The organism is Chitinophagales bacterium, from assembly GCA_016787225.1.
Lineage (GTDB): Bacteria > Bacteroidota > Bacteroidia > Chitinophagales > JADJOU01 > CHPMRC01.
This window is the reverse complement of sequence record JAEUUY010000026.1, coordinates 85,789-110,935: the sequence shown is the minus strand read 5'-3', so window position 1 is coordinate 110,935 and position 25,147 is coordinate 85,789. Positions and strand designations below refer to the sequence as shown.

24 protein-coding genes are annotated in these 25,147 nt (G+C 36.2%); 19 read left to right on the top strand and 5 right to left on the bottom strand.

Going from position 1 to position 25,147, the window contains the following annotated elements; all coding sequences use genetic code 11:
- The first annotated feature begins 65 nt into the window (after window positions 1-65).
- From JNL75_09880 to JNL75_09825, 12 genes are all read left to right on the top strand, one after another.
- The gene (locus JNL75_09880; protein MBL7790122.1) at window positions 66-1,493 is read left to right on the top strand and encodes a hypothetical protein; all 1,428 of its coding nucleotides are present in this window, start codon (window positions 66-68) and stop codon (window positions 1,491-1,493) included.
- A 3-nt stretch (window positions 1,494-1,496) separates the two neighbouring features.
- A complete protein-coding gene (locus tag JNL75_09875) occupies window positions 1,497-2,444 on the top strand; it encodes a VWA domain-containing protein (protein MBL7790121.1) in 948 nt (315 codons plus the stop codon).
- A 15-nt stretch (window positions 2,445-2,459) separates the two neighbouring features.
- Window positions 2,460-3,047, top strand: a complete 588-nt coding sequence (locus tag JNL75_09870; GenBank protein ID MBL7790120.1) for a hypothetical protein — start codon at window positions 2,460-2,462, stop codon at window positions 3,045-3,047.
- Between the two features lie 132 nt (window positions 3,048-3,179).
- Complete coding sequence (locus JNL75_09865) at window positions 3,180-6,068, top strand: gliding motility-associated C-terminal domain-containing protein (protein MBL7790119.1); 2,889 nt, start codon at window positions 3,180-3,182, stop codon at window positions 6,066-6,068.
- A gap of 90 nt (window positions 6,069-6,158) precedes the next feature.
- Window positions 6,159-6,365, top strand: coding sequence for a hypothetical protein (locus JNL75_09860; protein MBL7790118.1), 207 nt, complete (start codon window positions 6,159-6,161; stop codon window positions 6,363-6,365).
- Between the two features lie 83 nt (window positions 6,366-6,448).
- Window positions 6,449-6,592: a type II toxin-antitoxin system RelE/ParE family toxin gene (locus tag JNL75_09855; GenBank protein ID MBL7790117.1), complete on the top strand. Its 144-nt coding sequence runs from the start codon at window positions 6,449-6,451 to the stop codon at window positions 6,590-6,592.
- Window positions 6,593-6,860: 268 nt separating this feature from the next.
- Window positions 6,861-7,418: a 30S ribosomal protein S16 gene (locus tag JNL75_09850; protein ID MBL7790116.1), complete on the top strand. Its 558-nt coding sequence runs from the start codon at window positions 6,861-6,863 to the stop codon at window positions 7,416-7,418.
- Window positions 7,419-7,442: 24 nt separating this feature from the next.
- Window positions 7,443-8,396, top strand: a complete 954-nt coding sequence (locus JNL75_09845; GenBank protein MBL7790115.1) for a ribose-phosphate pyrophosphokinase — start codon at window positions 7,443-7,445, stop codon at window positions 8,394-8,396.
- Window positions 8,397-8,981: a 50S ribosomal protein L25 gene (locus JNL75_09840; protein MBL7790114.1), complete on the top strand. Its 585-nt coding sequence runs from the start codon at window positions 8,397-8,399 to the stop codon at window positions 8,979-8,981.
- A gap of 153 nt (window positions 8,982-9,134) precedes the next feature.
- Window positions 9,135-10,139: a CBS domain-containing protein gene (locus JNL75_09835; protein MBL7790113.1), complete on the top strand. Its 1,005-nt coding sequence runs from the start codon at window positions 9,135-9,137 to the stop codon at window positions 10,137-10,139.
- Window positions 10,140-10,283: 144 nt separating this feature from the next.
- Window positions 10,284-11,276 (top strand): 3-deoxy-7-phosphoheptulonate synthase, encoded by a 993-nt coding sequence (aroF, locus tag JNL75_09830; protein ID MBL7790112.1) that lies wholly within the window; start codon window positions 10,284-10,286, stop codon window positions 11,274-11,276.
- A gap of 70 nt (window positions 11,277-11,346) precedes the next feature.
- Entirely contained in the window at window positions 11,347-11,874 is a 528-nt protein-coding gene (locus tag JNL75_09825; GenBank protein MBL7790111.1) for an ATP-binding protein, read from the top strand.
- 91 nt (window positions 11,875-11,965) lie between these two features.
- On the opposite strand, the gene JNL75_09820 is transcribed toward JNL75_09825, so the two are convergent.
- Entirely contained in the window at window positions 11,966-12,592 is a 627-nt protein-coding gene (locus JNL75_09820; GenBank protein ID MBL7790110.1) for a deoxynucleoside kinase, read from the bottom strand.
- 59 nt (window positions 12,593-12,651) lie between these two features.
- The gene (gene folK, locus JNL75_09815) at window positions 12,652-13,140 is read right to left on the bottom strand and encodes a 2-amino-4-hydroxy-6-hydroxymethyldihydropteridine diphosphokinase (GenBank protein MBL7790109.1); all 489 of its coding nucleotides are present in this window, start codon (window positions 13,138-13,140) and stop codon (window positions 12,652-12,654) included.
- Window positions 13,141-13,185: 45 nt separating this feature from the next.
- Between folK and sppA the strand changes: the two genes are divergently transcribed.
- From sppA to JNL75_09790, 5 genes are all read left to right on the top strand, one after another.
- On the top strand, window positions 13,186-14,955 hold the full coding sequence (gene sppA / locus JNL75_09810) for a signal peptide peptidase SppA (protein MBL7790108.1): 1,770 nt from the start codon (window positions 13,186-13,188) through the stop codon (window positions 14,953-14,955).
- An 11-nt stretch (window positions 14,956-14,966) separates the two neighbouring features.
- Window positions 14,967-15,542, top strand: coding sequence for a WbqC family protein (locus JNL75_09805; GenBank protein MBL7790107.1), 576 nt, complete (start codon window positions 14,967-14,969; stop codon window positions 15,540-15,542).
- A 150-nt stretch (window positions 15,543-15,692) separates the two neighbouring features.
- Window positions 15,693-15,896 carry a hypothetical protein gene (locus JNL75_09800; GenBank protein ID MBL7790106.1) on the top strand — a complete coding sequence of 68 codons (204 nt, stop codon included), beginning with the start codon at window positions 15,693-15,695 and terminating at the stop codon, window positions 15,894-15,896.
- A complete protein-coding gene (locus JNL75_09795; GenBank protein ID MBL7790105.1) occupies window positions 15,884-16,207 on the top strand; it encodes a hypothetical protein in 324 nt (107 codons plus the stop codon). The genes JNL75_09800 and JNL75_09795 overlap by 13 nt, the downstream gene beginning before the upstream one ends.
- 10 nt (window positions 16,208-16,217) lie before the next feature.
- Complete coding sequence (locus JNL75_09790; GenBank protein MBL7790104.1) at window positions 16,218-18,389, top strand: methylmalonyl-CoA mutase; 2,172 nt, start codon at window positions 16,218-16,220, stop codon at window positions 18,387-18,389.
- Between the two features lie 64 nt (window positions 18,390-18,453).
- Here JNL75_09790 and JNL75_09785 read toward each other — a convergent pair whose 3' ends face one another.
- Window positions 18,454-19,104, bottom strand: coding sequence for a PorT family protein (locus JNL75_09785; protein ID MBL7790103.1), 651 nt, complete (start codon window positions 19,102-19,104; stop codon window positions 18,454-18,456).
- A 130-nt stretch (window positions 19,105-19,234) separates the two neighbouring features.
- Here JNL75_09785 and JNL75_09780 point away from each other — a divergent pair, with 130 nt between their 5' ends.
- On the top strand, window positions 19,235-20,857 hold the full coding sequence (locus JNL75_09780) for a trypsin-like serine protease (protein MBL7790102.1): 1,623 nt from the start codon (window positions 19,235-19,237) through the stop codon (window positions 20,855-20,857).
- A gap of 7 nt (window positions 20,858-20,864) precedes the next feature.
- The gene (locus tag JNL75_09775; protein MBL7790101.1) at window positions 20,865-21,569 is read left to right on the top strand and encodes an SAM-dependent methyltransferase; all 705 of its coding nucleotides are present in this window, start codon (window positions 20,865-20,867) and stop codon (window positions 21,567-21,569) included.
- A 367-nt stretch (window positions 21,570-21,936) separates the two neighbouring features.
- Here JNL75_09775 and JNL75_09770 read toward each other — a convergent pair whose 3' ends face one another.
- A complete protein-coding gene (locus JNL75_09770) occupies window positions 21,937-24,321 on the bottom strand; it encodes a DNA translocase FtsK (GenBank protein MBL7790100.1) in 2,385 nt (794 codons plus the stop codon).
- Window positions 24,322-24,738: 417 nt separating this feature from the next.
- Complete coding sequence (locus JNL75_09765) at window positions 24,739-25,131, bottom strand: DUF393 domain-containing protein (GenBank protein MBL7790099.1); 393 nt, start codon at window positions 25,129-25,131, stop codon at window positions 24,739-24,741.
- Between the last annotated feature and the right edge of the window lie 16 nt (window positions 25,132-25,147).

The window sequence follows — 25,147 nt, the reverse complement described above, 5'->3', positions numbered from 1 at the left end:
TTAATTTTCTTTTAATTCTTATTTTCCTTGCAGATAGATATAAAATATAAATTTGCCATATCGTTATGAGCAAGAAGTTTTATTCGAAGTTATTGGCTTTTATTGTAGGTATTCTTTGTCTTCAGACAGAGCTAGGTGCCCAAGAGGCTTCTATTTCCTTATCTCCCAATCAAATAATGATTGGAGATCATATGGAATTGGAGTTGAAGTTTAAAAATAAAGGCTACTCAAATACCATGTTCCCTTTAATCAATGATACGAGTATAGGTAATTTTCGCTTAGTAGAACTTACTAAAATCGATACTTTTTTTAGTGGAAATGATATTGTAATAGCGCATAACTATAAAATCACCTGCTTTGAGGATAGCATTCAGATATTTCCTGCATTAATCTTTAGAAATGGACCGATTGATGTGTATACAACGAATCCTATAAAGATAGCAGTCAATTCTCCTAATATTGATAGTGCACAAGATATTAAGCCTATTAAAGATATCATATTGCTGCCGCTATCCAAAGAAGAGGTCTTTAGTTATTTATTTATTAGTTTTATATTGTTGGCACTCGTTCTGCTTATATATTTTATCTACATCAAGTATATACGAAAAGAAAAACTATTCGATAGAGAAAAGCCAGAAGATCCTCCACATGTGGAAGCCCTAAAAGCTCTGAAACAGGTGGAAACAGAAAATTTATGGCAAATGGGCAAGGTCAAAGAATATTATGATAGAATATCAGACATTCTGCGCGCATATATAGAGAAAAGATTTGGGATAAAAGCCCTCGAGCAAACAACCAATCAGTTGCTAGTAAGTATGAATGAAATTCAACTTCCGGAGTATATCATCCAAGATATGGATGAGATATTGACTAAGTCAGATTTAGCTAAGTTTGCTAAAGAGGTGCATGCAGGAGAGTTACATATAGCTATTATTAAAATGGCATATAAGTTCGTACAGTCTACTCAACTGAGCAATGATGTAAATAAAAGAACAAATGCGCTACAAGTAAAAAGGTTTTATGCCCAGAATAAGTATGCTTATAAGACTATTGCTATCAATCAAATCTCTCTAAAAGTTCTTATTTATGGATTGATTACTACTATGGTTGCCTTATCCGCTACTATCATCCTTTCTTATAGTATTCCTATTAATTATATCTTAGGTTTATTGGCAAATAGTACCTATATGTTTTTTGTTTGGTTTGTATTGCTCGGTATATTAGTAACTGTCGTGGCATTATTGACCGTAAGATCGAAATATTTTGCCTATTTGCTAATTTTCGATTACAACTCATTTGTCATAAAAGAAAAAACACAACAGAAAGCGATTTTATTTAAGGATATTGTAGAATGTAATTTGAATAAAAAAGGCAATATGGTCATTACAGATAAGGCGTTGAACAATTATATAGTGCCTAAGGAGGTAGAGTATTTTCAAGAAGTTTACGATCGCATTCGAGATGTTTCAGATTTAGAATTAAATGCAGACTAAGTCATGATATTATTAAATGTAAGCTATGGTAATCCGTGGGCATGGTTTCTATTAATCATACCAATAACTATGCTCATTTATCATTGTATGATGCAAGGCCAGAATCGTATGAAGATTTATGTGTCATCTTTCTTTGACTATAAATTAAATTCTTGGAAAGTGATTTTAGTGAAATCATTGCCATATATGAAGGTAATAGCTGCTGTATTGATAGTGGTCGCTATAGCAAGACCGCAGGGTAGTTTTACAAAAGAAAAATCATTTACTAAGGGTATTGATATAGTGATGGCCATTGATGTCTCTACCAGTATGCTGGAAAAAGATTTTAGCCCCAATAGACTAGAAGCGGCTAAAGCTGTAGCTTCAGAATTCGTTTCCAAAAGACCAAACGATAGGATAGGGGTAGTCGTTTTCGCAGGGGAGAGTTTTACACAGTGTCCGCCTACAATAGATCACAATATTGTTCAAAAGCAAATCGAAGCTATTCAGGATGGACTCTTGGAGGACGGCACAGCTATTGGAATGGGATTGGCCACCTCAGTTAGGGTTTTAAAAAATAGCAATGCCAAAAGTAGAGTCTGCATATTGCTTACAGACGGTGTCAATACCGCTGGGAAAATAGACCCTCTAACTGCTGTAGATATAGCTAAAAACTTTAATGTAAAGGTTTATACTATAGGTGTGGGAACACCTAAAGGAAATATATTGGGGATAGATGAGGGCCTTATGAGTACAATATCTAAGAGTACGGGAGGTATCTATTTCCGCGCTGGCTCTACCGCTCGCTTGAAAGAAATTTACGATCAGATCAATCGTTTAGAGACTATAGAAATAGAGAAAAATGCCATGCACAAGAAAACAGAACTGTATCTACCTTGGCTGCTTGCTGCATTTGGACTATTAGTCCTTCAATTTGTACTAAAATATACCGTGTTAAAGGGGATCGTTTAAAGTTAAATTCGGAAATTGAATTGGCGCTTCAGCTGTTTATTAGTTTTCATTTTTAGTGCAATTTCTTGCCATTTAATAATTCCATCCAAGCGCTCACAGCTCGGCTATCAGTCTTATGATTATTGGGAACTGAATGATAGTTTTCGTTTAATTAAATTTAACCCTTATAATTTAGGGCTTAGAGCGCAAATATCAAAAAAGAAAACGTTTATCGTTTTTTTGCATGACAACCGATGTAGGGGAACTGTTTGTTCTAGAAATACCTTGTTAGGGATTCTCAATGGAGCAGATAGTATAGAGCTCATACCAGTGGTTCATGATTATTTATATGATTTTTCAAAATCTATAAGAAATAGATACGCAAAAGAGCAAATCATCTATTATACAGATGCTAAAATATATGGACGAACTATTAATTCCATAAAATCTTGGAATGAAGATGTATTGAAAAAATTTGACCCCCAGTACAATATGGATTCCGCTAGTTATAATTTCTATTTCCTAGATTCATTATCAGGAGCGAAATTTTATTTTTATAACAAAAATGTCCATAGTCTGAAAGCAGTTATAGATAGTTCTAAATGCATAGCTTTTAAGCTTTAAGTGTATTTATAATACCAATTTAATCATTAGAAGCCACTACGTGTCGAACTATATGATTCAATCGATTCTACATTATGGAAAGTTTTAAAACTTTAGGGAAGTCTCGTAAATAAGCCTTATCTTTGTACTACTATGTATAAAATGCTCTGCCTTATTGCTATTTCTCTACAACTGCACACAGCGGATGCCCAGGGCACATGGACTTGGCTGCATGGGGATTCAGTGACTAATTCGAATAGCAATAGAGTAAATAGAGGTACGAAAGGGCTAGCTTCCTATAATAATCTACCACCAAGTAACCATCGAATTAATGTCAGCTGGAGAGACTCTAGTGATAAGTTTTGGGTCATTATCGAAAATTACAAGTATGGAGGAAGAGATTCCTCTGAAATATGGTCTTATGATTGGGTAACGAATCGCTGGACATGGGAAGCGGGGTATGATAAGCTAGAAATAGAAGGCAATATACCAAACGACTTTCTTATTTATATGCACCAATGGTTTCTTTTTAACATACATGAATATCCATCATGGACGGATAGTATAGGTAATTTGTATTTTTTCTATGAATTCGATAAATATGTTTCAAGTAATCCTAGTATGATTATAAAATTTGATATTAACACAAAGAAATTTCAGGTTTTAGACTACCGATTAGATTATTTTAATTATGGTACAAAAGGCATAGCGAGATCTGCAAATTGGCCAAAATTTATGCACCAAGCAACTACATGGAAAATAGGAAATCAAGTATTTATTTTTGGCGGGTCAGTTGGTAATGAGTTATGGGAATATAATATGAAGACGGGCTTATGGACATGGCATGGTGGAGGAATTAATACAAATCATTACCATAGTTATGGTACAAAAGGCATATCAAGTTCTGCAAATTGGCCACCTATCAAATTCTCACTAGTATCTCATTGGGTAAAAGGTAGCAGGTGCTATTTGCATGGCTATGGTCATGACTTTTATCAAAATGATTTATGGGAATTTAATGTAGCTTCTAAAAAATGGACATGGATTCTTGGAGATACTATTGCTATGTCTGAAGGAAGTTATTCTAATAAGCATTGCGTCGATTCACCTATTTTTTATCCGGCTCCTAGAATTTATCATTCTAGTGTGATGAATAATAATTGTAATAGTTTGTTTTGGTTTTATGGTGGCATGAGATATACAAGCGGTAAGGATATAATATACTCTGATTTGTGGGCTTATAATCCGTATAAAAACAATTGGATTTGGCTATACGGAGGTAAAACAGATTCAAGTTCTGCATTCACTTATGGACAAAAAGGAGTTACTAGCAAAAATAATAAACCCCCGCCTCGAAGAAGTCCTGCAATGTGGACTGATAAGCTAAATAGATTATATATTTTTGGCGGATATTATTACACAGACGATAAATCTACTCTTTGGGGGACGAACGACCTTTGGCGCTACGATCCTGATACTAATTGCATCAACATTAAACTTTTTGACAAGTTTATTGACCGTAATATTAAATATAGCCTTTGTCTAGGCGATAGCGCGGTGGTCAAGGTGGGTGCAGGCTATGATAGCCTAATGGTAATGCCTTCTGCAAGCGAGGCATCAATTCGCACCGTAGCTGGTGGTGTTGAAATCACCCTCAAGCCCACTACCACTAAAAGTTATAAGATAATCGCCTATGGTCAACGCTGTGAAAGTCAGCTAGACTCTCTTACTGTGCCTATTGTTGTACACCAAGAAATATTAAACAAAATTGACACCACTATCTGCGAAGGGCAGGTCGTCCGTGGTAGAACCACCACAGGCAGCTATGCCGATACCCTTACCGCCTCTAGTGGCTGCGATAGTATAGCCCGGCTAAACCTAACCGTTATTCCTAAATATCTCACGATCGATACCAGTATCTGCCGTGGAAAAAGCCTCTATGGCTATACCACCGCAGGGACATACTACGATACCCTCACGAGCAGCCAAGGCTGTATCACCTACCGCACCCTCCGCCTCAGTATCCGAGAGCCGAGTAGCAGCACCCATACTCAAACTATCTGCGAAGGACAGAGCTACTGGGGACATAGCACTACGGGTACGCATAGCGATATCCTCATCGCAGCCAATGGCTGTGATAGCACCCGCACCCTAAACCTCACAGTTAATAAAAAAAGCTATTTCACCCTCAACCAAGAAATCTGCCGTGGCGAGAGCTATGAGGGCAGAAGCCAAGCAGGCACCTATCTCGATACCTTCCGCAATGCCAAGAACTGTGATAGTATCCGCACCCTCGTCCTGACCCTCAGAACTCCGAAAATCATAAAAAAACTCAGGGATACTGCTATCTGCCGAGGTTCGGAGGCTATTCTCGATGCAGGGCTAGGGCATAGAGACTATCTCTGGAGCACGGGAGAAGTAAGTCCGTCTATTCTTGTCAAGAGTGAAGGAGAGTATAAACTGAGCTATACCGATACCGCCAACTGCAAAGGACGAGACTCCGCTAAGCTAAAATACCATAATGATACCGAAATCATTCTACAAGACGAGATAAGTAACTATAAAGGAGAACTTCTCTTTCTCAACCCACAGATAAAACCAAGTGATATGGGCGGCAAATATCGCTGGACTCCGTCCTATATGTTCCAGTGCGATAGTTGTCGGACTGTGCGGTTTCGATTAGATAGCAGTGCGGTCGTCCGATTAGAATTTACCGATGCACAGGGCTGCCGAGCCTATAAAGATGTCCAAGTCAATATCTACGATAGCTGGGCAGTGGGTTTTCCTACCGCTTTCAGCCCGAACGGAGATGGTACGAATGATGAATACTTCCCCAATGTAGAAAATATTTTATCCTACAACATAGCCATCTATAACCGATGGGGCGAGAAAGTATATGCCTCTGACAACCTCCATCAGAAATGGGACGGACGTTATAAAGGTGACCCAGTTCCACTGGGTTCATATAGTTACTTCGCCGAAGTCATTCTCCTCAATCAGGATAGAAGAACGTATACAGGGACGTTTCATCTGGTGAGGTAGGGGAGTGTTCATCATCTCAGATACCCTTCGTATGAATAGGAACTATTCTAAACTATTTTTTGTCTTTACATTATATAAAACAGTTTTGAAGTGATTACCTTAAATCCACAGCGTATTACCATCAATCATTCTAAGAAAAAGGAATTTGTGCTTCTCCCTCAAGATGAGTTCGATAAATTGATAGAAGAACTAGAAAGTTTAGAAGATGTTAAGTTGTATGATGAAGCTAAAAAAGAGGATAATGGAGATCGTGTAATGTTTTCTGATTACTTGAAAAAAAGAAAGGTAAAAAAATGAGATATACCATTGTTTTATCTAGAAAAGCAGAAAAACAATTAGATAAACTTTCGGACAAAATTGTACAGCCAATACTAGATTAAATATCAGACTTAGGAGACAATCCTCGACCATCAGGTTATAAGAAGTTAAAAAGTCGTCCTGGATATAGGGTTAGAGTAGGGGATTATAGAATCATTTATGATATTTTCGATCAAAAACTACTTGTAGATGTCATTGCATTATAATTAATCCCAGATTAATCATTAGAAGCCACAACGTGTCGAACTTTATGATTCAATCGATTCAGCATTTTCTAATGCGGAATTTGGGATAAATGTAAGAAATTCAATGAATAGAGCAGAGACTTGAGTTTTTAATTTTAAAATTCCCAGCTTACATTTATCCCCAAATCTTAAATACTTGTCTTATTTCCAATACTTTTTAAATTTTTCTATCTACCTTTGCACTCCTTAAAAAATTTATTCACTAACTTTTAATTAATTTTCAAGTTAAATGGCAACAAAAATCAGATTACAAAGACACGGTAGAAGTAAAAGACCGTATTACTACATCGTAGTAGCAGACAGCAGAGCGAAGAGAGATGGTAAATTTATCGATCGTATCGGTAACTACAATCCATTGACCGTTCCTGCCACCATAGACATCGACTTTGACAAAGCATTCGACTGGGTCATGAAAGGCGCTGAGCCTTCGGACACCTGTGCGAGAATACTTTCCTACAAAGGCGTTCTTTACAAAAAGCACCTAGCAAGAGGTGTTCGAAAAGGTGCTCTTACAGAGCAAGAAATGGAAACCAAATTGCAAGAATGGCTAGCAGGTAAGGAAAAGTCTGTAGAGGCTCACATAGAACAAGTAGCTAAGTCAAAGGCAGCTAAAAAAGCAGCAGCTTTGGCAGAGGAGACTAAGAAAAAAGAAGAATACGCTAAGAAACTAGAAGAGGCAGCTAAGCCAGCCGAAGAAACTCCAGCTGAAACAGCAGAAGCAGAGGTAGCTGAAACTCCTGAAGCAGAGGCTGCTGCTGAGGAAACAGCAGAGACTCCTGCGGAATAATTTTTCATAAACTAGTTCTCTGAAATGCAGGAAACGGAAGTCAAATTGATTAGTGGTCGAGGATCTAAAACCCTATCGGAGTCTATATCCAAGATTATGAACATCCCTTTATGTGATGTCATAGTCAATCAGTTTAGTGATGGAGAGTTCCAGCCAGTGATCAATGATTCTATCAGAGGACATCACGTTTTTATCATTCAATCTACTTTTCAGCCATCAGATAACCTTATGGAGCTTCTGATGCTTGTAGATGCCTGTAAAAGAGCTTCGGCAAGATATATCACAGTCGTAATGCCTTATTATGGCTATGCTAGACAGGATAGAAAAGACAGACCACGTGTGAGTATTGCATCCAAGCTTGTGGCAGACCTCTTGACGGTAGCAGGAGCCAGTAGAGTCATGACCATGGATGTGCATGCAGATCAGATTCAAGGCTTTTTTGATATTCCTTTGGATCACCTTTTTGGGTCTTCAATTTTTATACCTTATATATCTAGTCTGAATCTAGATGATCTCTGTATAGCAGCGCCAGACGTAGGAAGTACCAAACGGGCTAGATTCTATGCACAGCAGTTTAACTGTGAAATGGTCATCTGCGATAAGTATAGAAAGAAGCACAATGAAGTAGCAGAAATGACTCTTATAGGTGATGTCAGCGGAAAAAATGTCATTCTGGTAGATGACATTATTGATACGGGAAATACCTTGTGCAAGGCTGCAGACCTTATCATGGAAAAAGGAGCTAAGAGTGTGAGAGCTATGTGTACCCACCCGGTCTTAAGTGGTAAGGCTTATGAGAATGTAGAAAATTCGTCCTTAGTAGAATTAGCCGTTTCGGATACTATTCCACTCAAAAAAGAAAGTAAAAAAGTAAAAGTAATCACGGTGGCGGATTTATTTGCCAGCGCGATAGAAAGTACCTTTCAGTACAAATCAATTCATTCATTATTTATTAAAAACACATTAAAATCATCATAAATGGAAATCGTAAAATTAGAGGCTCAAAAAAGAGAGCAAATCGGGAAAAAAGCCACCAAAGCAGTGCGTAATGGCGACCTAGTACCATGTAATCTATACGGCGGTGGTGAGAATATCTCTTTTACTGTAGAATATAATCCTTTGAAGAAAGGAATTTATACAGATAAATTTAAGATATTTGAAATCAATATAGCTGGACAGGTAAAAAAAGCTATCGTCAAAGAAATTCAGTTTCATCCAGTTACTGATAGCATGATTCATATCGACTTTCAGGAGCTATCTGCCGGAAAGAAAGTGAAGACAGAAATTCCTATCATAGCTAAAGGCTTCTCTAAAGGCCAGCAAGCAGGTGGTAAATTGGAAATTAAATTGAGAAAAATTAAGATCAAGGCTGATGCCGATAAGATACCTACATTCGTAGAGGTGGATGTCACTCCATTGGAGCTTGGAAAGTCTCTGAGAGTAAGAGATATTGTGACGAATGGTTGGGAAATATTAAATGCACCGGCTATTCCTATCATCTCTATCTCTATCCCTAGAGCATTGAGAAGCGCACAGACCGCCGCAGCTGCAGCAGGAAAATAAGAATTCTAATTTTGTTTTTATAAAGCTACTCCTTTGTGGGTAGCTTTTTTTATCCCAAGAACCCATTCATTTGTTTTTGGCTTTCTTGGAAGTCAAGAAGCAAAAAAAAATATGTACATTTGGTATGTGTTTTTAAATTCTAAAACCTAAGTATTGAAATTATCCGCCAGTTTATATTCGAGCAAACAATCAAGTTTGATAGATGCTGCTAAGGAGTTGGAGCCGTATATGGTGGATTATTGGCATATCGATAGTCGAGAGGATTTCTCAGTATTTGCAGATATTGACAGCTTAAAAAAAGTTTCAGAGACTCCCGTTGACTTGCATATTATAACAAAAAATCCAGCAGATTTTTCCCCCGAATTAGGGCGAGATAATATTCGTAGAGTCGCTTTTCAGATAGAGGAGATCGAAGGTCAATTTGATTTTCCTAAGCTGGAAAATAAAGAACTGGGATTGGCTATTATGGTGGGTCATCCTAAATTAGAAGAAACGATAGCACAGTATGAAAATCAGGTAGATTTTGTATTATTGATGATGACAACTCCAGGGGTAAGTGGAGGTCGTTTTGACAAAAATCATTTTGCGATTATTTCTCATCTCGTACATAAATTTCCTAATATCCAATGGTGTGTAGATGGCGGTGTTAACCACGAAATTTCTTATATATTGCGACTCATAGGGGTGCAAAGTGCTGTGGTAGGCTCTTATCTACTCAATCACGAAAATATGGCTCAAGCTATTTTGAAGATTAGAAGTAATCATGTGCGATCAGAATATCATGTTGTAGATTTTTGTATTGCCTTAGAGAATTTACCAATAGTCACTGAAAAAACAAGGGTCGTAGACTTATTGACAATTATTCAAAAACATAAGCTAGGAATAGCATTTTATGTCAACGAGAATGGAGCCTTAGAAGGGGTAATTTCGAATGCGGATATTCGCAGAGTTCTAATCGAAGGTAAGTTTAGTTACGATATGACTATTCAGGAATTTGTGAATCGAAATCCAAAGTGCATTCTAGAATCGGATTCCACTTCAGATATGTTAGAATATATACAAAAAATTAACTTCCCAATCTTAGTTCTGCCTGTAGTAGACTCGAACCGACTGTTAAAGGGAGCCGTTTCGTTTCACAAACTTTTAAGAGAAGATTAACTAATTGTTAATGACCTTTAAATACCTAAAAATAAACTGAAATTAGCTTCTCTTAGCGAAATTAAAAATACATTTGCTAGGACTAAAATCGATCATAATTAAAATCACTATTAATTATTAATTGCTCATTATTAATTAAATTCCATGATACTTCACGTACAGAAAAAAGCAAATATTGCCGCCTTACAAGATTTTTACAGAGCCTATTCTTTAGAAGAAAAGGACCATTATGTCTTGATAACGCCTTCTGCTGTCAAAGAGGCAGATGAAAGCCATAAAGATGATATCATAGCAAGCTATCCTATGGACTCTGATATCCAGCTAGCTAGTAGAAAATATATCTATCGTACTAGAGAAATAGCATTTAGTAATGATTTAGTTATAGGCGGTGCTTCGAATCATACGCTGATGATCACTGGTCCATGCAGCGTAGAGTCAGAAGAGCAGATCGATGCCGTAGCACAGTTTTGTGTTTCACAAGGCGTCAAGGTGTTGAGAGCTGGGTGCTATAAGCCACGCACTTCACCTTATACCTTTCAAGGATTAGGTCATAAGGGTTTGATTCTGCTGGCAAAAATGCGTGACAAGTATGGATTGAAGATAATTACAGAGGTCAAAGATGCGACCCATGTCGAGGATGTGATCGAGTTTACTGATATTATACAAATAGGCGCTAAAGCTATGTATGATCATGGGATTTTGCGCGCTTGTAGTAAAATTCAAAAACCTATTGTTTTAAAGAGAGGCTTTGGGTCTACTTTACAGGAATTTGTGCAGAGTGCTGAATTTATTCTTAGCGGTGGGAATAATAATGTAGCCTTGTGTGAGCGAGGCATAAGAACCTATGAAACCAAGACGAGATTTACCTTGGATCTTTGTGGTGTAGCTTATTTAAAAGAGCATACCAATCTTCCGGTTATATTAGACCCTAGTCATGCCATGGGCTATGCCTATGGTGTGCCTGATTTGACTAGAGCTTGTGTGGCTATGGGTGTCGATGGGCTGCTTATCGAAACACACCCAAATCCTAAAGATGCTAAGAGTGATGCTTCTCAGCAACTTAATTTTGAGGAATTCTCCACTTTGAAAAATTCACTAGATAAAGTAGCAAATGCCGTAGGAAGAAAAATAGTCTAGTTTGATTTCAGACCTGATATAGTCAAGGATATAACTAGTAACTTTTATCTTCCAACTCAAAACTATCACAATGAAATTTGCTTTTCTAGGTCCTGAATCTACAGGAAAGACTTCAACAGCAGAAGAAGTAGCAAGAAGGCTTCAGGGGGGGTTAGTACCTGAAGTTTCGAGAGAATTTTTAGCTGAAAAAGGATTGAATTATAGTTATGAGGATATTTTAGAAATAGCCAAACAACAATTCACAAAAGAAATAGAAATCTGCGATTTAAATCCTTATAAAGTCATCATTTGTGATACAGAATTAATTACGATTGAAATCTGGCTTGAATTCCTCGGTTACGAAGTGCCGAACTGGATTTCGACCTTTATTCACCAGTCCACTTATGATAAATATTTTCTATTCGATATTGATATTCCTTGGGTTTCAGACGGACTTAGGAATAATGAACATGATAGGGATTCGCTTCTAAATCAGTTTAAAAAGAAACTCAATTACTATAATAAAAATTGGGAATTAGTCAGTGGCATAGGAGAAGTTAGGATACTTTCTGTTCTTCAGTCTATTCAAGATTCGATTGGTAGTTCCGAGGAAGAATAAAATTGACTTAGTGAAACTTTGTGCCCATCTTTGTGAAACTCTGTGTTCCAATTAACAGCAAACTTAAATTAACTAGTTATAGAGTCGAAAATTATAAATACGTAATCCCTAGAGGAAACTCAGTATTGACCAGTTGTAATAATTTAGCTGAATTTTCCGGTTTTTCAATAATATCATATTCATTCCCATTTATAATAACAATGCGATGCTGACTCAATTGTTTGAAATAAGATAAATAGTTTGCATTAAGCTGCTCTAAATAGTTATCTTCAATATTCATTTCATAATCACGTCCTCGTTGAATAATGTTTTTTCTCAAAGAATCTATCGTGTGATATATATAAATAGTTAAATCTGGAATGGGAATTTGCTGAAACATAATCTGAAAGAGTTTTTTATAGAGGTCAAGTTCATCTCCTTTTAAATTTATGGATGCAAAGACAAGTGATTTATATAACACAAAATCACTCACAATATTATCTTGAAACAAGTCTCTTTTTTCAATTTCATTTTTTACCTGATGGTAACGAGAAGCTAAAAAAGCAAGTTCTAACGGGAAACTGTATTTTTCTTTTTCTACATAAAACTTGGCTAGAAATGGGTTGTCTTCAAACTCTTCTAGGAGTAATTTTGTCTCAAAGTGTTCTGCAAGGTACTTTGCAATAGTAGTTTTACCAGCACCTATGACACCTTCTATAGCTATATACTGATATTTCAATTTGATGTATGTACAAAAATGAGTATAAAGAAGCTATATGCTTTGGATTACTGACTTTGTTATTTTCCTTTATATTCGTTGACCTCAAGTGTGTCTTCACAATCTAATAACAAGTCTAGTATCGTAGCTCCCATGATGGGATGATAGAGCTCAGGGGCTATTTCAGACAGAGGGATTAACGTAAATCTTCGTTCATGTAGAAAAGGATGTGGAATTGTCAAATCCATTTCACAAATCATTTCATCCTCATACATCAGTATATCTATATCTATTTCTCGTGGTCCCCATTTATAGGTTTCCTCGCGCTCCATCAATTTCTCAATTTCCGCTATTTTTTCTAAAACCTTTTTTGGTTTTAATTTGGTCTCTACTTCTAATGCTTGATTTAAAAATTCATCTTGCTCATTCTCTCCCCAAGGCTGCGTTTCATATATTTTAGATTTTTTTAATATTTTGCCAATCTTTGATTCGACCTGCTCACGAGCTTTCTCTAGCTGCTTCATTCTATTGCCTATGTTGCTGCCTAATAAAAGGTGTATGACTGCCATTTTTCTTATCTTTACAGCAAAATTCAATAAAAAAAACCATATAGTATGAGAAATTTTTTAAAGACGATGTTGGCAGTGATTTTTGGGAATATAATATTTTTTGGAATATTTTTCTTCTTGATGATTGGACTAATTGCTGGCATAGCTATGAGTGCTAAAAATGGCAAGGAGAAAGTAAAAGGTGACCACATTCTTACATTGAATATTCGAAGTGGATTGTCTGATTTATCGCAGGATAAAAGCTTTGAATTCGGTATGAGTCAGGGAAATCAAAGTGCTATTAGTATATACGATATAATCGATGGAATAAAAAAGGCAAAAGAGGATAAAACCATCAAAGCATTATGGCTTCAGATGAATTATAACGAAGAGTTGTCCTATGCTCAAATCGATTTATTACGACAAGCTATTTCAGAATTTAAGTCAAGCAAAAAACCTGTTGTGGCATATGGCGAAACCATTTCGCAAAAAATGTACTATTTAGGCAGCATAGCAGACAAAGTTATGGTCAATCCTCAAGGAGCCCTTGATGTACGAGGTTTTGCAGCGCAGTTGACATTTTTCAAAAAGACTTTAGAAAAGTTAGAAATAAAGCCACAAATTTTTTATGCTGGAAAATTTAAGAGCGCAACAGAGCCTTTTCGTCTAGAGAAAATGAGTGAAGAGAATAAGATGCAAATGAAAGAATTATTGTCCGATATTTCCAATACAGTGCTCGCGAATATAGCCTCTGATAGAAAATTAAGTGTGGATGTATTAAATCTGGCAATAAATGAAATGCGCACGTCGATGCCTGAGGATGCCATGAACGCTGGCTTGATAGATAAAATAACTTATCTCGATGAAGCAGAAGGAGAATTGAAAAAGTTATTAAAACTCGGAGATAAAGCAGAATTGAAAAAAATGACTATGTCGAGCTTCTTAGAAGATAAATTTCCATCCATAGGAAGTAAAGGCATAGCAGTATACGTCGCTGAAGGTGATATTATAGACGGCAAAGCAGAAGAAGGTAGCATAGGTTCTGAGAATATGGTCAAAGATATCCGAGCAATGACAGAAAATGAAGACATTAAAGCGGTAGTTTTACGAGTCAACTCACCTGGTGGAAGCGCTCTTGCATCCGATGTAATTTTAAGAGAGCTTGAATTGTTAAGAAAGAAGAAGCCCTTGGTAGTTTCTATGGGGAACGTGGCTGCAAGTGGGGGCTATTATATAGCTAGTGGCGCTGAAAAAATATTTGCTGAGAAGAATACCATTACTGGTTCAATAGGAGTCTTTGGTATTATTCCAAATATTGGTCAAATGATGGAAAATAAGTTAGGCGTAACTTTCGATGAAGTTGAATTGCACGAGCATGCAGCTATGGGCATTCACAAAAATTTTGATCCTTTAGAAGCAACTAAAATTCAACAAGCTATTGATAAAATTTATATTAGCTTTAAGTCAGTGGTAGCGAAGGGGAGAAAAATGAATGTAGATAGTGTAGAAACCATAGCCCAAGGAAGAGTTTGGAGCGGCATACGCGCTAAAGAGCTCAAGCTTGTAGATGAAATAGGAGGATTAAAAGAAGCTATTTCGTATATAGCAAAATCGAACAATATTGACGAGACAGACTATTACTTTTATAATAAACGTAAAAGTGAATTTGCAATGCTTATGGAAGAGTTTTCAGGAGAGGATACTAGGTCTTCTATTGAAGAAAAATATTTGAAGTCAAAGCTTGGCTCATATGCTAAGTATTACGATATGCTAAAGTCGTTCGAATCAATTCGTGGCGCTCAGATGAGAATGGTTTATCAAATCAATGGACTATAAGCTTTCGTTCATTGTCAGAAGTTTTCCCACTCTACTATTTTGGTAATATTGCATACTGGAAGACCATTCTTTCCGAGAATGAAATAGTTCTTTCAACTAAACAAGTTATACCCAAAAAGTCTTATGCAAATCGTACGATAATACTAATGGCTAATGGATTGCAAACCATGTCTGTTCCGCTAATAGGAGGAAGAGGAAGTAAAGTGCCATTTGATGAAATCGAAATTTCTTATGGAGAGAATTGGATATCTAAGCATAAAATGACACTTCAATCTGCCTATTCAAAAAGTCCATTTTATGAATTTTATATGCCTTATTTTGAGAGTATACTTAATTCCAAACCAATAAAGCTATTGGATTTAAATAAGAAGATATTTTTAGAAATTATTCGGATATTGAAATTACAAAACATAGTTATGGAATCTGAATTTATTTCAACTATAAAATTTACCCCAAATGAGTTTGAAACACAGTTGTCAGTATACCCTCAAGTCTTTCGATATAAGTACGCATTTCAACCTGATTTATCTATTTTAGATTTGCTTTTTTGTCTAGGTCCAAATTCAAAAGATTACCTTTCACAATAGCTTTTAATCTGATTCCAGATAGAAAAAGCCATACTCATTTTTACGAAAAGTTTTTATTTTCAGATTTAGACGTTATAACATTTTAGGTCTAACTTTTCTTTGAATTTTCGGAATTATTTTGTAGATTTGTGGGTCTAAACACTACCATATATGGAAGTATTATTGGAAGAAATGAAAAAAGAAATTATTCAAATAATCAACGACAATCAGGACGAAGAATTCTTGAATAGAGTATTAGCGTTATTGGAAATTCAATCTATCAAAGTGAAACGTGACCCAAGTAGTGTAATCACGGGAGAAGAACTTAAAGAAAGACTTTACAAACATATAGATAATTTGCCTTGGAAAAGCTAACTTATACTAGTCAGGTAGAGTTATATTTATCAAATTTGATAGATTCATTATTTTTAAATGAGTATTTTGGGTTTAAGTCAAGTGCATATGAATATGTAGATGATTTATTACTTAAAATCGAAGAAGGCATTAGATTAAGGACTGAAAAAAACTCCCCTAAAAAATTAAAAGAATTAGGTTCAAGTTATTTAAGCTTTAACACTAATCCTCGAACAACTTGGTATGTGTTTTTTAATAAGTTAAACTCTGAAATCCACGATACCTATATCTTCAACAATCACGAAAAATTCGCACAATATTTAGATTTATAATTTAATCATTATGTCCACACAAGCATTATTTCTAGTAAAGAAACTTACAGCCACTGGCACGAGTGAAAAGATTTATATCATTCCTCCTCATAGAAATCGCTATTTATCTGAAATATCAGAGTCCATCCGAAAGTTTAATAAAGATGTCAGCGATCAATCGGATATAGCACAACGACTATATGCCCTATTTCTAGCTAAAGAAGAGGCTAAGAAAGCAGAGGATGAAACTTTGGTGGCAGCACTAGATAGATTATATAAATCCTTAGATGAAAAGTTAACTGTCGAGAATCGCAAGATTATTGAAGGGTGGCAATCAAAAGTTCAACGATACAAGGATGAATTTTATGTATTCAAAGTTCGTGACAAAGAATTAAAAATAGCTACTCATACCAAGTCTTTATCTCACCTCAGTATCCCTAAGGTGTCTATGCCGAAATACACTGCATGGGGAGATATTTTGAAATGGAATTTGCAAGAAAATGTTCCAGGAGAATTTCCATACACAGCCGGAGTCTATCCATTTAAGCGTGAGAATGAAGACCCTACGCGGATGTTTGCAGGAGAAGGTAGCCCTGAGCGAACCAATAAGCGATTTCATTATGTGTCTCTAGGATTACCAGCGAAGAGATTATCTACTGCATTTGATAGTGTGACACTCTATGGTGAAGATCCTGACCACCGTCCTGATATTTATGGCAAAATAGGCAACGCAGGCGTGAGTATATGCTGCCTTGATGATATGAAAAAACTTTACAGTGGTTTTGACTTATGCGAACCCAACTGTTCGGTTTCTATGACCATCAATGGACCAGCACCTATGTTGGTATCCTTTTTTATGAATACAGCCATAGACCAGCAGTGCGAAAAACATATCAAGGAGAATGGATTGGAGGCTGAGGTAAAAGAGAAGATAGCAGAAATATACAAAGGGAAAAAGCAACCAGCTTATACTCCTTATGAATCTGCTGAATTGCCAGAGGGTAACAATGGACTAGGCCTTATGCTACTCGGAGTAACAGGTGACCAAGTATTGCCTAAAGAAGTTTATGAAAAAATAAAAGCAGAAACCATAGCCAAGGTAAGAGGTACGGTGCAGGCAGATATTCTCAAAGAAGATCAAGCACAGAATACTTGTATTTTCTCTACTGATTTCGCTCTGAAATTGATGGGAGATGTACAAGAATATTTTATTCAAAATAAGATTCGCAATTTTTATTCCGTCTCCATCTCGGGCTATCATATTGCTGAAGCTGGAGCTAATCCTATTTCACAGCTTGCCTTTACGCTTTCCAATGGTTTTACATTTCTAGAATACTACGTATCACGAGGTATGAAAATCGATGATTTTGCTCCGAACTTTTCCTTTTTCTTTTCGAATGGTGTAGATCCGGAGTACTCTGTGATAGGTCGTGTAGCGCGTCGTATATGGGCCAAAGCTGTAAAGAATCTCTATGGAGGAAATGAGCGCAGCCAAATGCTCAAATATCATATTCAAACATCAGGTCGTTCCTTACACGCTCAGGAAATTGATTTTAATGATATTCGCACTACCTTGCAAGCGCTATATGCTATTTATGACAATTGTAATTCTTTACACACCAATGCCTACGATGAAGCGATAACCACACCTACCGAAGAGTCTGTGCGTCGTGCCATGGCTATTCAGATGATTATCAATCACGAATTAGGTTTGGCTAAAAATCAAAACCCCAATCAAGGTTCGTTTATCATAGAAGAGTTGACCGATTTAGTGGAAGAAGCCATCCTCATGGAGTTTGATAAATTGACAGAAAGAGGAGGAGTGCTAGGCGCTATGGAGACTATGTATCAGCGAGGAAAGATTCAAGAAGAATCTATGCACTACGAAATGCTCAAGCATACAGGAGAATATCCTATCATAGGCGTCAATACTTTTCTCAATAGCAAAGGCTCACCCACGGTGATACCGGGAGAAGTTATCCGTGCTACTGAAAATGAAAAGCAGCAACAAATAGCCACTCTTCAATCTCTACATTCTAAATATTCAGCTGAGCAAAAAGCAGCACTCGATAATCTCAAACTCGCCTCGCTACAAAATAAAAATCTCTTCAACGAATTGATGGAAGCAGGCAAGGTTTGCTCCTTAGGGCAAATATCCCATGCACTATATGAAGTGGGCGGACAGTATAGGAGGAATATGTAGGTCTTCCTTGAGTTTTATTAAAAATTCAACGTTTGAACATTCTAATTTCTTAGACCTGGTTCTTCTATAGGTTGTTCATTAAACTAAAACCAACAATAAACCCGTTGTTTCTGCCTGAAACACTACCGAATCCAGATGAACCACCGCTGTTTGGTGGATATAGTTCGCTAAGTCCTTTGAAAAAACGTATGCCTAATCCAAATTTGTACCCAGAACTTAGTTTTACATTAAATCCCCCACCATAGTTCAAACCGAGATCAAAACTTCTATATCCGCCATCACCAAACAGGTCTCCATAGGCTCTGTTATTTACTATAGCTTCTCCACCAAGACCAAGTGAGAAAGATGGGCCTATGTCTCCATAGATTTCAAAATTTTCACCTAGGGGAATCTTAGGTTTTAAAATTAAAGGTAACTCCAGATAATTTAGTTTTACATTAACCGATTGACCTTGATTAAATTTATAACCTTTGTTTGTAAAATTCAATTCTGGCTGAAAGCTAAAATGCTTGCCAAGTTCAAATTCAAAAAATAAAGCTGTATTTATACCAGTTCTATTATCGTAGTCTGCCTTCAAACTACCAGCAGATTCCGTAACATACATTGTTGACAATCCCAACCTACCACCAAAAAAAATAGACTTCTTAACAGGGTCTTGTGAACATAGGTTTATTGTCTGCATCAAAAAAACTAAAAATAAAATTTTTGTACTCATAAGGTAATTTTAAAAACAAAAATAAAAGAAAAATATTGACTATAAATTAATAATTCTAGTGATATCTAAGATTGGAAAACAAGATTTAAGAATTATAGAAAATTAATTACATTTGTATAAAGCCATTCGTATGAAGCAGTTTTTATTTATATTAGTTTTTAGTCCTTTATTTATTCAAGCTCAGTTTGGGAATAAGAGTCTACCTCCTGAGAGCTGGAATAGAGATGGGAAATGGTCTGCAATAGCTACGAAAGAAGTCAAGGCAGATGCAGTCGAAATAGAGCGATTAAAGGAAATAAAACATGCTTCTTATATCTGTGCTTCCGCTATCCCTGCCCAGATTCATTTCTCAGATTTCACCCTTTCTGAAATATTGCCAAACCATGATAAGGTCTACCGATTGATGATTAAGTCTAAGGATGCTTTAGGCATGATGCTGTTATTTGAAAATTTCAAACTACAAAATGGAGCCAAGCTCTGGTTGTATAACAAAGAAAGAACACATTTCGCAGGATTGTATTCTGATAAAGACAATTATCAGTCCAATGGAGAGTTTTTGACTTCACATGTATTGGGTAGTGAAATTGTAGTCGAATATGTAGAACCAGCCTCTATTCAAACTAGTGATTTTTCAATTACCAAGGTATATCATTATTTTAGAGGATTGAAAAGTAGTAATGGCAACGGATTCGGGTCTGCGGCTTCATGTATGATTAATTCTGGCTGCCCAGAAGGAAATGCAAAACCTGCAGCTCGCGACGCAACATGTCGGATCCGTGTAACTGGCTCAAGTTTTTCAGGATTCTGCACGGGAACTTTGGTTAATAATACATCGGAAGATAAAACCCCTTACATTTTAACGGCTAATCACTGCAGTGCGAAAAGTAGCTTGTTAGATTTAGTTAATTGGGAGTTCGATTTTCTTTATCAATCTGATTCCTGTTCTAATCAACCTTCTGAGCCTAGTCCAATAACTTTTAAGGGCTGTACTGCTCCTGCATATTCTGGCACGGATAACGGAGAATTCTCTTCTGATTTTTTACTATTAAGATTGAATTCTACCTTATCCACTGCTGTGCATGATTTTACATTTCAAGGATGGGATAGATCAGAATCTACTCATTTCGGAAATTACTGCTATCATCACCCAAAAGGCGATATTAAAAAAGTAAGTACATCCAATGATTGGGCAGTTTTGGCAAGCTATGGGGGCAATGTTCTTAATACTCATTTTTCAATGAAGTGGACATCAACGGTTGGCGGTCGTTCAGTTACAGATGAGGGTTCTTCTGGTTCTGCCTTGATTAATAGCAATGGTCTTCTTATAGGAACCTTGACTGGTGGGTCTGCTTTATGTACTAACCTAGATGGAACAGACTTTTATGGTCGACTATTCATGCATTGGGATAAATTTGGGACAGCTAATGATAGAAGATTAAAACCCTGGTTAGACCCTGGAAATACGGGTGCTACTACTGTCCGTTGTGTTAAATTGTCAGGTGCTCCTGCTTCAATATCGTCCAACGAAGATGCTGAAAAATTAGTATATAATTTCAATGGTAATGATTTAAATTTGACATGGTTCGATAGTGGGTATGATGTAAGTCTCTTTAATTCTGTCGGTCAAAAAATTACTACAAGTGCATCGGATAACAAGAACTTAACACTTAACTTCTCGAGTTTGCCAAAAGGACTTTATTTTATTGAAGTACATAAAGAAACTAATAGAGAAGTGATAAAAATTAGTTGGTAGTTTAACTGTGTCAAAGCTAATTTTAATTCCTACACCTATAGTGGAGGATTCTCTTTCTGATATTACAGAATGCACAAAACTCGCCATTGCTCCAATTCGTCATTTCGTAGTAGAAAATTTAAGAACAGCTCGTCGTGTTTTACGGAAATATGGTTTCCAAGCTAATTTTGATACTGAAGTCCAATTTTTTGAATATGATAAGCATGCAGAACATTTTTCTTTATCTGAGGTCGAACAATGGTTTCAACAAGGTCATAGCATAGGATTAATGTCTGAGGCTGGTATGCCATGTATTGCTGACCCAGGAAACGAAGTGGTGAAATTGGCACATAGAAATAGTGTGAAGGTCGAAGTTTTATCTGGTCCTTCTAGCATATTGCTTGCTCTAGTGGCAAGTGGGTTAAATGGTCAAAATTTTGCATTCAATGGATATTTGCCGATAGATTTATTAGAGAAATCTAAAAAGCTTAAATCTTTAGAGTTGCGGATTATTAACGAAAGTCAGACACAGTTATTTATGGAAACTCCATATAGAAACCAAAGTTTGTTTGAACTTATACTTAAGACTTGTTCGCCTAACTTATTACTAGGTATTGCAGCTAACATTGGTGGAGAACCTAGTATTCTCCAAACAAAGAAAATAAGCGAGTGGAGAGTTGCATCGCCTCCTCAGTTGCATAAACTACCGACTATATTTTCTTTAGGTAATTAATCCTTTACCCCTATTTTTTTATGTTTAAAATTTTCATAAGATATGGCTAAATCATAGTATAGAAGTTGATATAAAAAAAAGGAGTTCGGTAGGGGGAACCGAACTCCAAAATACTATGAAAACAAAACTAACATAATTGTTATTACAACTATGAAAACCTAATGCAAATATAATACTGATTATTAATTTAAAAAGTTAAAAAAACCTAATAAAACTTTATTTATTTTGGTATAAAAAAAAGGAGTTCGGTAGGGGAACCGAACTCCAAAATACTATGAAAACAAAACTAACATAATTGTTATTACAACTATGAAAACCTAGTACAAAGATAATACAAAAAAAAGAAGTGTCAAGTCTTTTTTTTAAATTATTTGGAATTTTTCAAATTATCTAGATAAAGTTGGAGCTCATCGAGAGTTTTGAAGTTAACATCACGGGGCTTACTACCTCTGTTTGGCCCTACTATGCCCATGGCTTCTAACTGATCTACCAGCCTTCCAGCCCTTCCATGACCTACGTTTAATTTTCTTTGAAGTAGAGAAATGGACCCTATTTGTTGAATGACTATTTCTTTTGCAGCATCCTCGAAAAGTGGGTCAATGTCATTTTTATCGAATCTAACCTCTTTATCATGCTCTTCATCCCCATAATACTCTGGCAGCTGGTAAGCCTCTCCATAGCCTTGTTGTTCACTAATATGATGGCATATCTTATCTACTTCTGGAGTGTCTACAAATGGGCATTGTAATCGTATGATATCTCCACCAGATGGGCTATAGAGCATATCACCCCGTCCTATGAGTTGTTCCGCACCTTTGGTATCAATGATGATATTACTATCTATTGCTTTCGAGACTGCAAAAGCTATTTTTGTAGGAAAATTTGCTCGTATTAATCCTGTGAGTATATTCGCAGCTGGTCTCTGGGTGGCAAGAATGACATGAATACCTATGGCTCGAGCTAACTGTGCTATTCTGGCCAAGGGCATTTCTACTTCTTTGCCAGCAGTAATAATCAAATCGGCATATTCATCGATAACTAATACAAAATAAGGCAAATAGCGATGACCATGCAATGGATTGAGTTGACGTTTTTTGAATTTTTCATTGTATTCTTTGATATTTCTAACCATGGCTTTCTTGAGTAGGTCATACCTGTCATCCATTTCTATGCATAATGAGTTTAAGGTATTGACCACCTTTTTGACATCTGTAATAATTGGCTCCTCTTCATTTGGAAGTTTAGCTAGAAAATGTTTTTCTATTGTGCTATATATACTCAACTCTACTTTTTTAGGATCTACCATGACGAATTTTAGTTCGGCAGGATGTTTTTTGTAAAGCAGTGAGACTAAAATAGCATTAATACCTACAGATTTTCCTTTGCCAGTAGCTCCAGCCATCAAAAGGTGTGGCATGGTAGCTAAATCTACCACAACCATTTCGTTAGAAATATTTTTACCGAGTGCTATCGGTAATTCCATTTTAGTTGTCTGAAATTTTTCCGACATGATAGCCGTTTTCATACTGACGATTTCTGTCTTTTTATTCGGTACTTCTATCCCTATAGTCCCTTTACCTGGTATAGGAGCTATGATACGAATCCCAAGGGCTGCAAGAGATAAGGCAATGTCGTTTTCGAGTCGAGCGATCGTGGAAACGCGCACCCCTGGTGCAGGTGTAATTTCATATAGGGTGACAGTAGGTCCTACGGTGGCTCGAATGGAACTGATGGATATATTAAAATTTTTGAGCGTTTCTATGATTTGGTTTTTGTTGTTTTCTAACTCATTTCTATCTATCGTAGTCGTTCCAGAGCCATGGTTTTCTAGTAAGTCAATACTCGGATATTTATAAGCAGATAAATCTTTTTTAGGATCATATGGTTCTAAATTCTCTAGGTTCTTTTGTTGAATCTCAGAAACGTTATCTACTAATCTCTCTTCCAACTTTGGCGTTACAGTCAATTCGGTAGTGTCGATTTCATTAATAGGTTTAGCAAGTTCTTTATTGTAAGTATTTTCAATTTCTAATTCCTTTTTAGCTGTTTCAGGGCTAGATTCTTTATCTAACGGACTCTCGTTATTAATCATTAATTCTTCATTATTAATGAATTCAATATTATCTTTTTCAAATAAAGTGTCACTATAGGTTTTTTTCTCTAGGCTTTTATTCTTCTCCTTTTTTTCCTCTGAAAAAAGTTTCTCTTCCTTCGGTATCTTGCCTTGTTCGAACCATTTGAGTATAAAGTCGAAATTCAGATTAGCAAACCAAACAAGAGCAGCTAAACTGCAGCTAACCCAAATGAATAGAGTGCCTAAAACTCCAATATAATTATGAAGAAAACTATTAGGTCCTGAGATGATATTGCCAAAATTTCCGCCTAGACTCAAATTCCCGCTTCTGAAAAACACCAGTTGAATGAGCGCGAGAAAGCTACTGCATATAAAAATGAATAGTATAGGATATAAGATTAATTTCAAGTAAGAAAACAACCTTTTTTGAAAAATTAAATTGAGACTAATGAGAAATAAATTGATAGGAATAATGAATGCAGCCAGCCCGAATAAGTTATCTACGAAAAAATAACCTAGAAAAACACCAATTTTATTTAACCAGTTTTGAATTTTATAGTGTTCCGTCTCCTTGATATAATCCCAGCCCTCGATAGCAATGCTTTGATCCATACGAAAACTAAAGAGGTAGGATAGAAAACTAAAGAAGAGAACGAAAGATAATAAGAGAAAAATCACCCCGAAAATTTTTTGGTGTTTACTCTGATTAAAAAAGGAACCTAATTCTTTGCTTGACTTGGCCATTTAAATGAAGGGTAGATTGCGTCCAACATACAAAAGTAATTCCCACACAAAAAATTGAATTAAAACTTCTCCACAGGGTTTAGTTTTAAAGACAATCAGCTAGGGTCTGCTGAAAAACTCAGAAGTGCGCCAAATACGAGCCATCAAGCCGAAGCTGTATAGACATACTGCGAGGTGAAGATGGCGAAGTAGTTGGTGTGCTTCTGAGTAGCCTAAAATTCTTGTCGGTAAATGCAAGATATTTGGGCGTGAACTCCAGTAAACTTGTTTTTACAATTTGCATTTTCAGGGGGAAAAGTTTATGCAATCTTTAGGCTATCAATTGTTTTGGCGTTTTTCAGCACACCCTATTTAATCATGAAATCGAGCCCTTTCTTCCTCGCTAGGCATTCGGCAACTTTCAGACTGCCCGAACCATTGAATTCTATTTTTACTAATAAAATCATAAATAGCATCACGTATAAATCGAGGAATTAACTTGAATATATAAAACAAGGTGAAAATTCCGCCAATGGTTTTTGATATTTCCAAGACTGCATCCGATTTTGTATATAGTTTACTATTTTTTAGATATGCCATGGTGTTTAAATCAGCCAATAGTTCCTGAGGTAGTTTGGCTTTAGCTGTTTTTCCTTGTAAAGGGGAAAATGTTAGTTTCTTATTTTTATCTATTGACAAAAGGAGTGCAACTATGCGACTGCATAAGAGACAATGTCCATCGAAAAAAATAATTGTCAGATCCACATATCTCTTTTTTAGG

Coding starts and splice junctions, on each gene's coding strand:
- JNL75_09845 (MBL7790115.1), top strand. CDS start 7,443: ATGCAGGAAACGGAAGTCAAATTGATTAGTGGTCGAGGATCTAAAACC.
- JNL75_09800 (MBL7790106.1), top strand. CDS start 15,693: ATGGAAGTATTATTGGAAGAAATGAAAAAAGAAATTATTCAAATAATC.
- JNL75_09780 (MBL7790102.1), top strand. CDS start 19,235: ATGAAGCAGTTTTTATTTATATTAGTTTTTAGTCCTTTATTTATTCAA.
- JNL75_09790 (MBL7790104.1), top strand. CDS start 16,218: ATGTCCACACAAGCATTATTTCTAGTAAAGAAACTTACAGCCACTGGC.
- JNL75_09785 (MBL7790103.1), bottom strand. CDS start 19,104: ATGAGTACAAAAATTTTATTTTTAGTTTTTTTGATGCAGACAATAAAC.
- JNL75_09880 (MBL7790122.1), top strand. CDS start 66: ATGAGCAAGAAGTTTTATTCGAAGTTATTGGCTTTTATTGTAGGTATT.
- folK (MBL7790109.1), bottom strand. CDS start 13,140: ATGGCAGTCATACACCTTTTATTAGGCAGCAACATAGGCAATAGAATG.
- JNL75_09875 (MBL7790121.1), top strand. CDS start 1,497: ATGATATTATTAAATGTAAGCTATGGTAATCCGTGGGCATGGTTTCTA.
- JNL75_09865 (MBL7790119.1), top strand. CDS start 3,180: ATGTATAAAATGCTCTGCCTTATTGCTATTTCTCTACAACTGCACACA.
- sppA (MBL7790108.1), top strand. CDS start 13,186: ATGAGAAATTTTTTAAAGACGATGTTGGCAGTGATTTTTGGGAATATA.
- JNL75_09840 (MBL7790114.1), top strand. CDS start 8,397: ATGGAAATCGTAAAATTAGAGGCTCAAAAAAGAGAGCAAATCGGGAAA.
- JNL75_09850 (MBL7790116.1), top strand. CDS start 6,861: ATGGCAACAAAAATCAGATTACAAAGACACGGTAGAAGTAAAAGACCG.
- JNL75_09825 (MBL7790111.1), top strand. CDS start 11,347: ATGAAATTTGCTTTTCTAGGTCCTGAATCTACAGGAAAGACTTCAACA.
- aroF (MBL7790112.1), top strand. CDS start 10,284: ATGATACTTCACGTACAGAAAAAAGCAAATATTGCCGCCTTACAAGAT.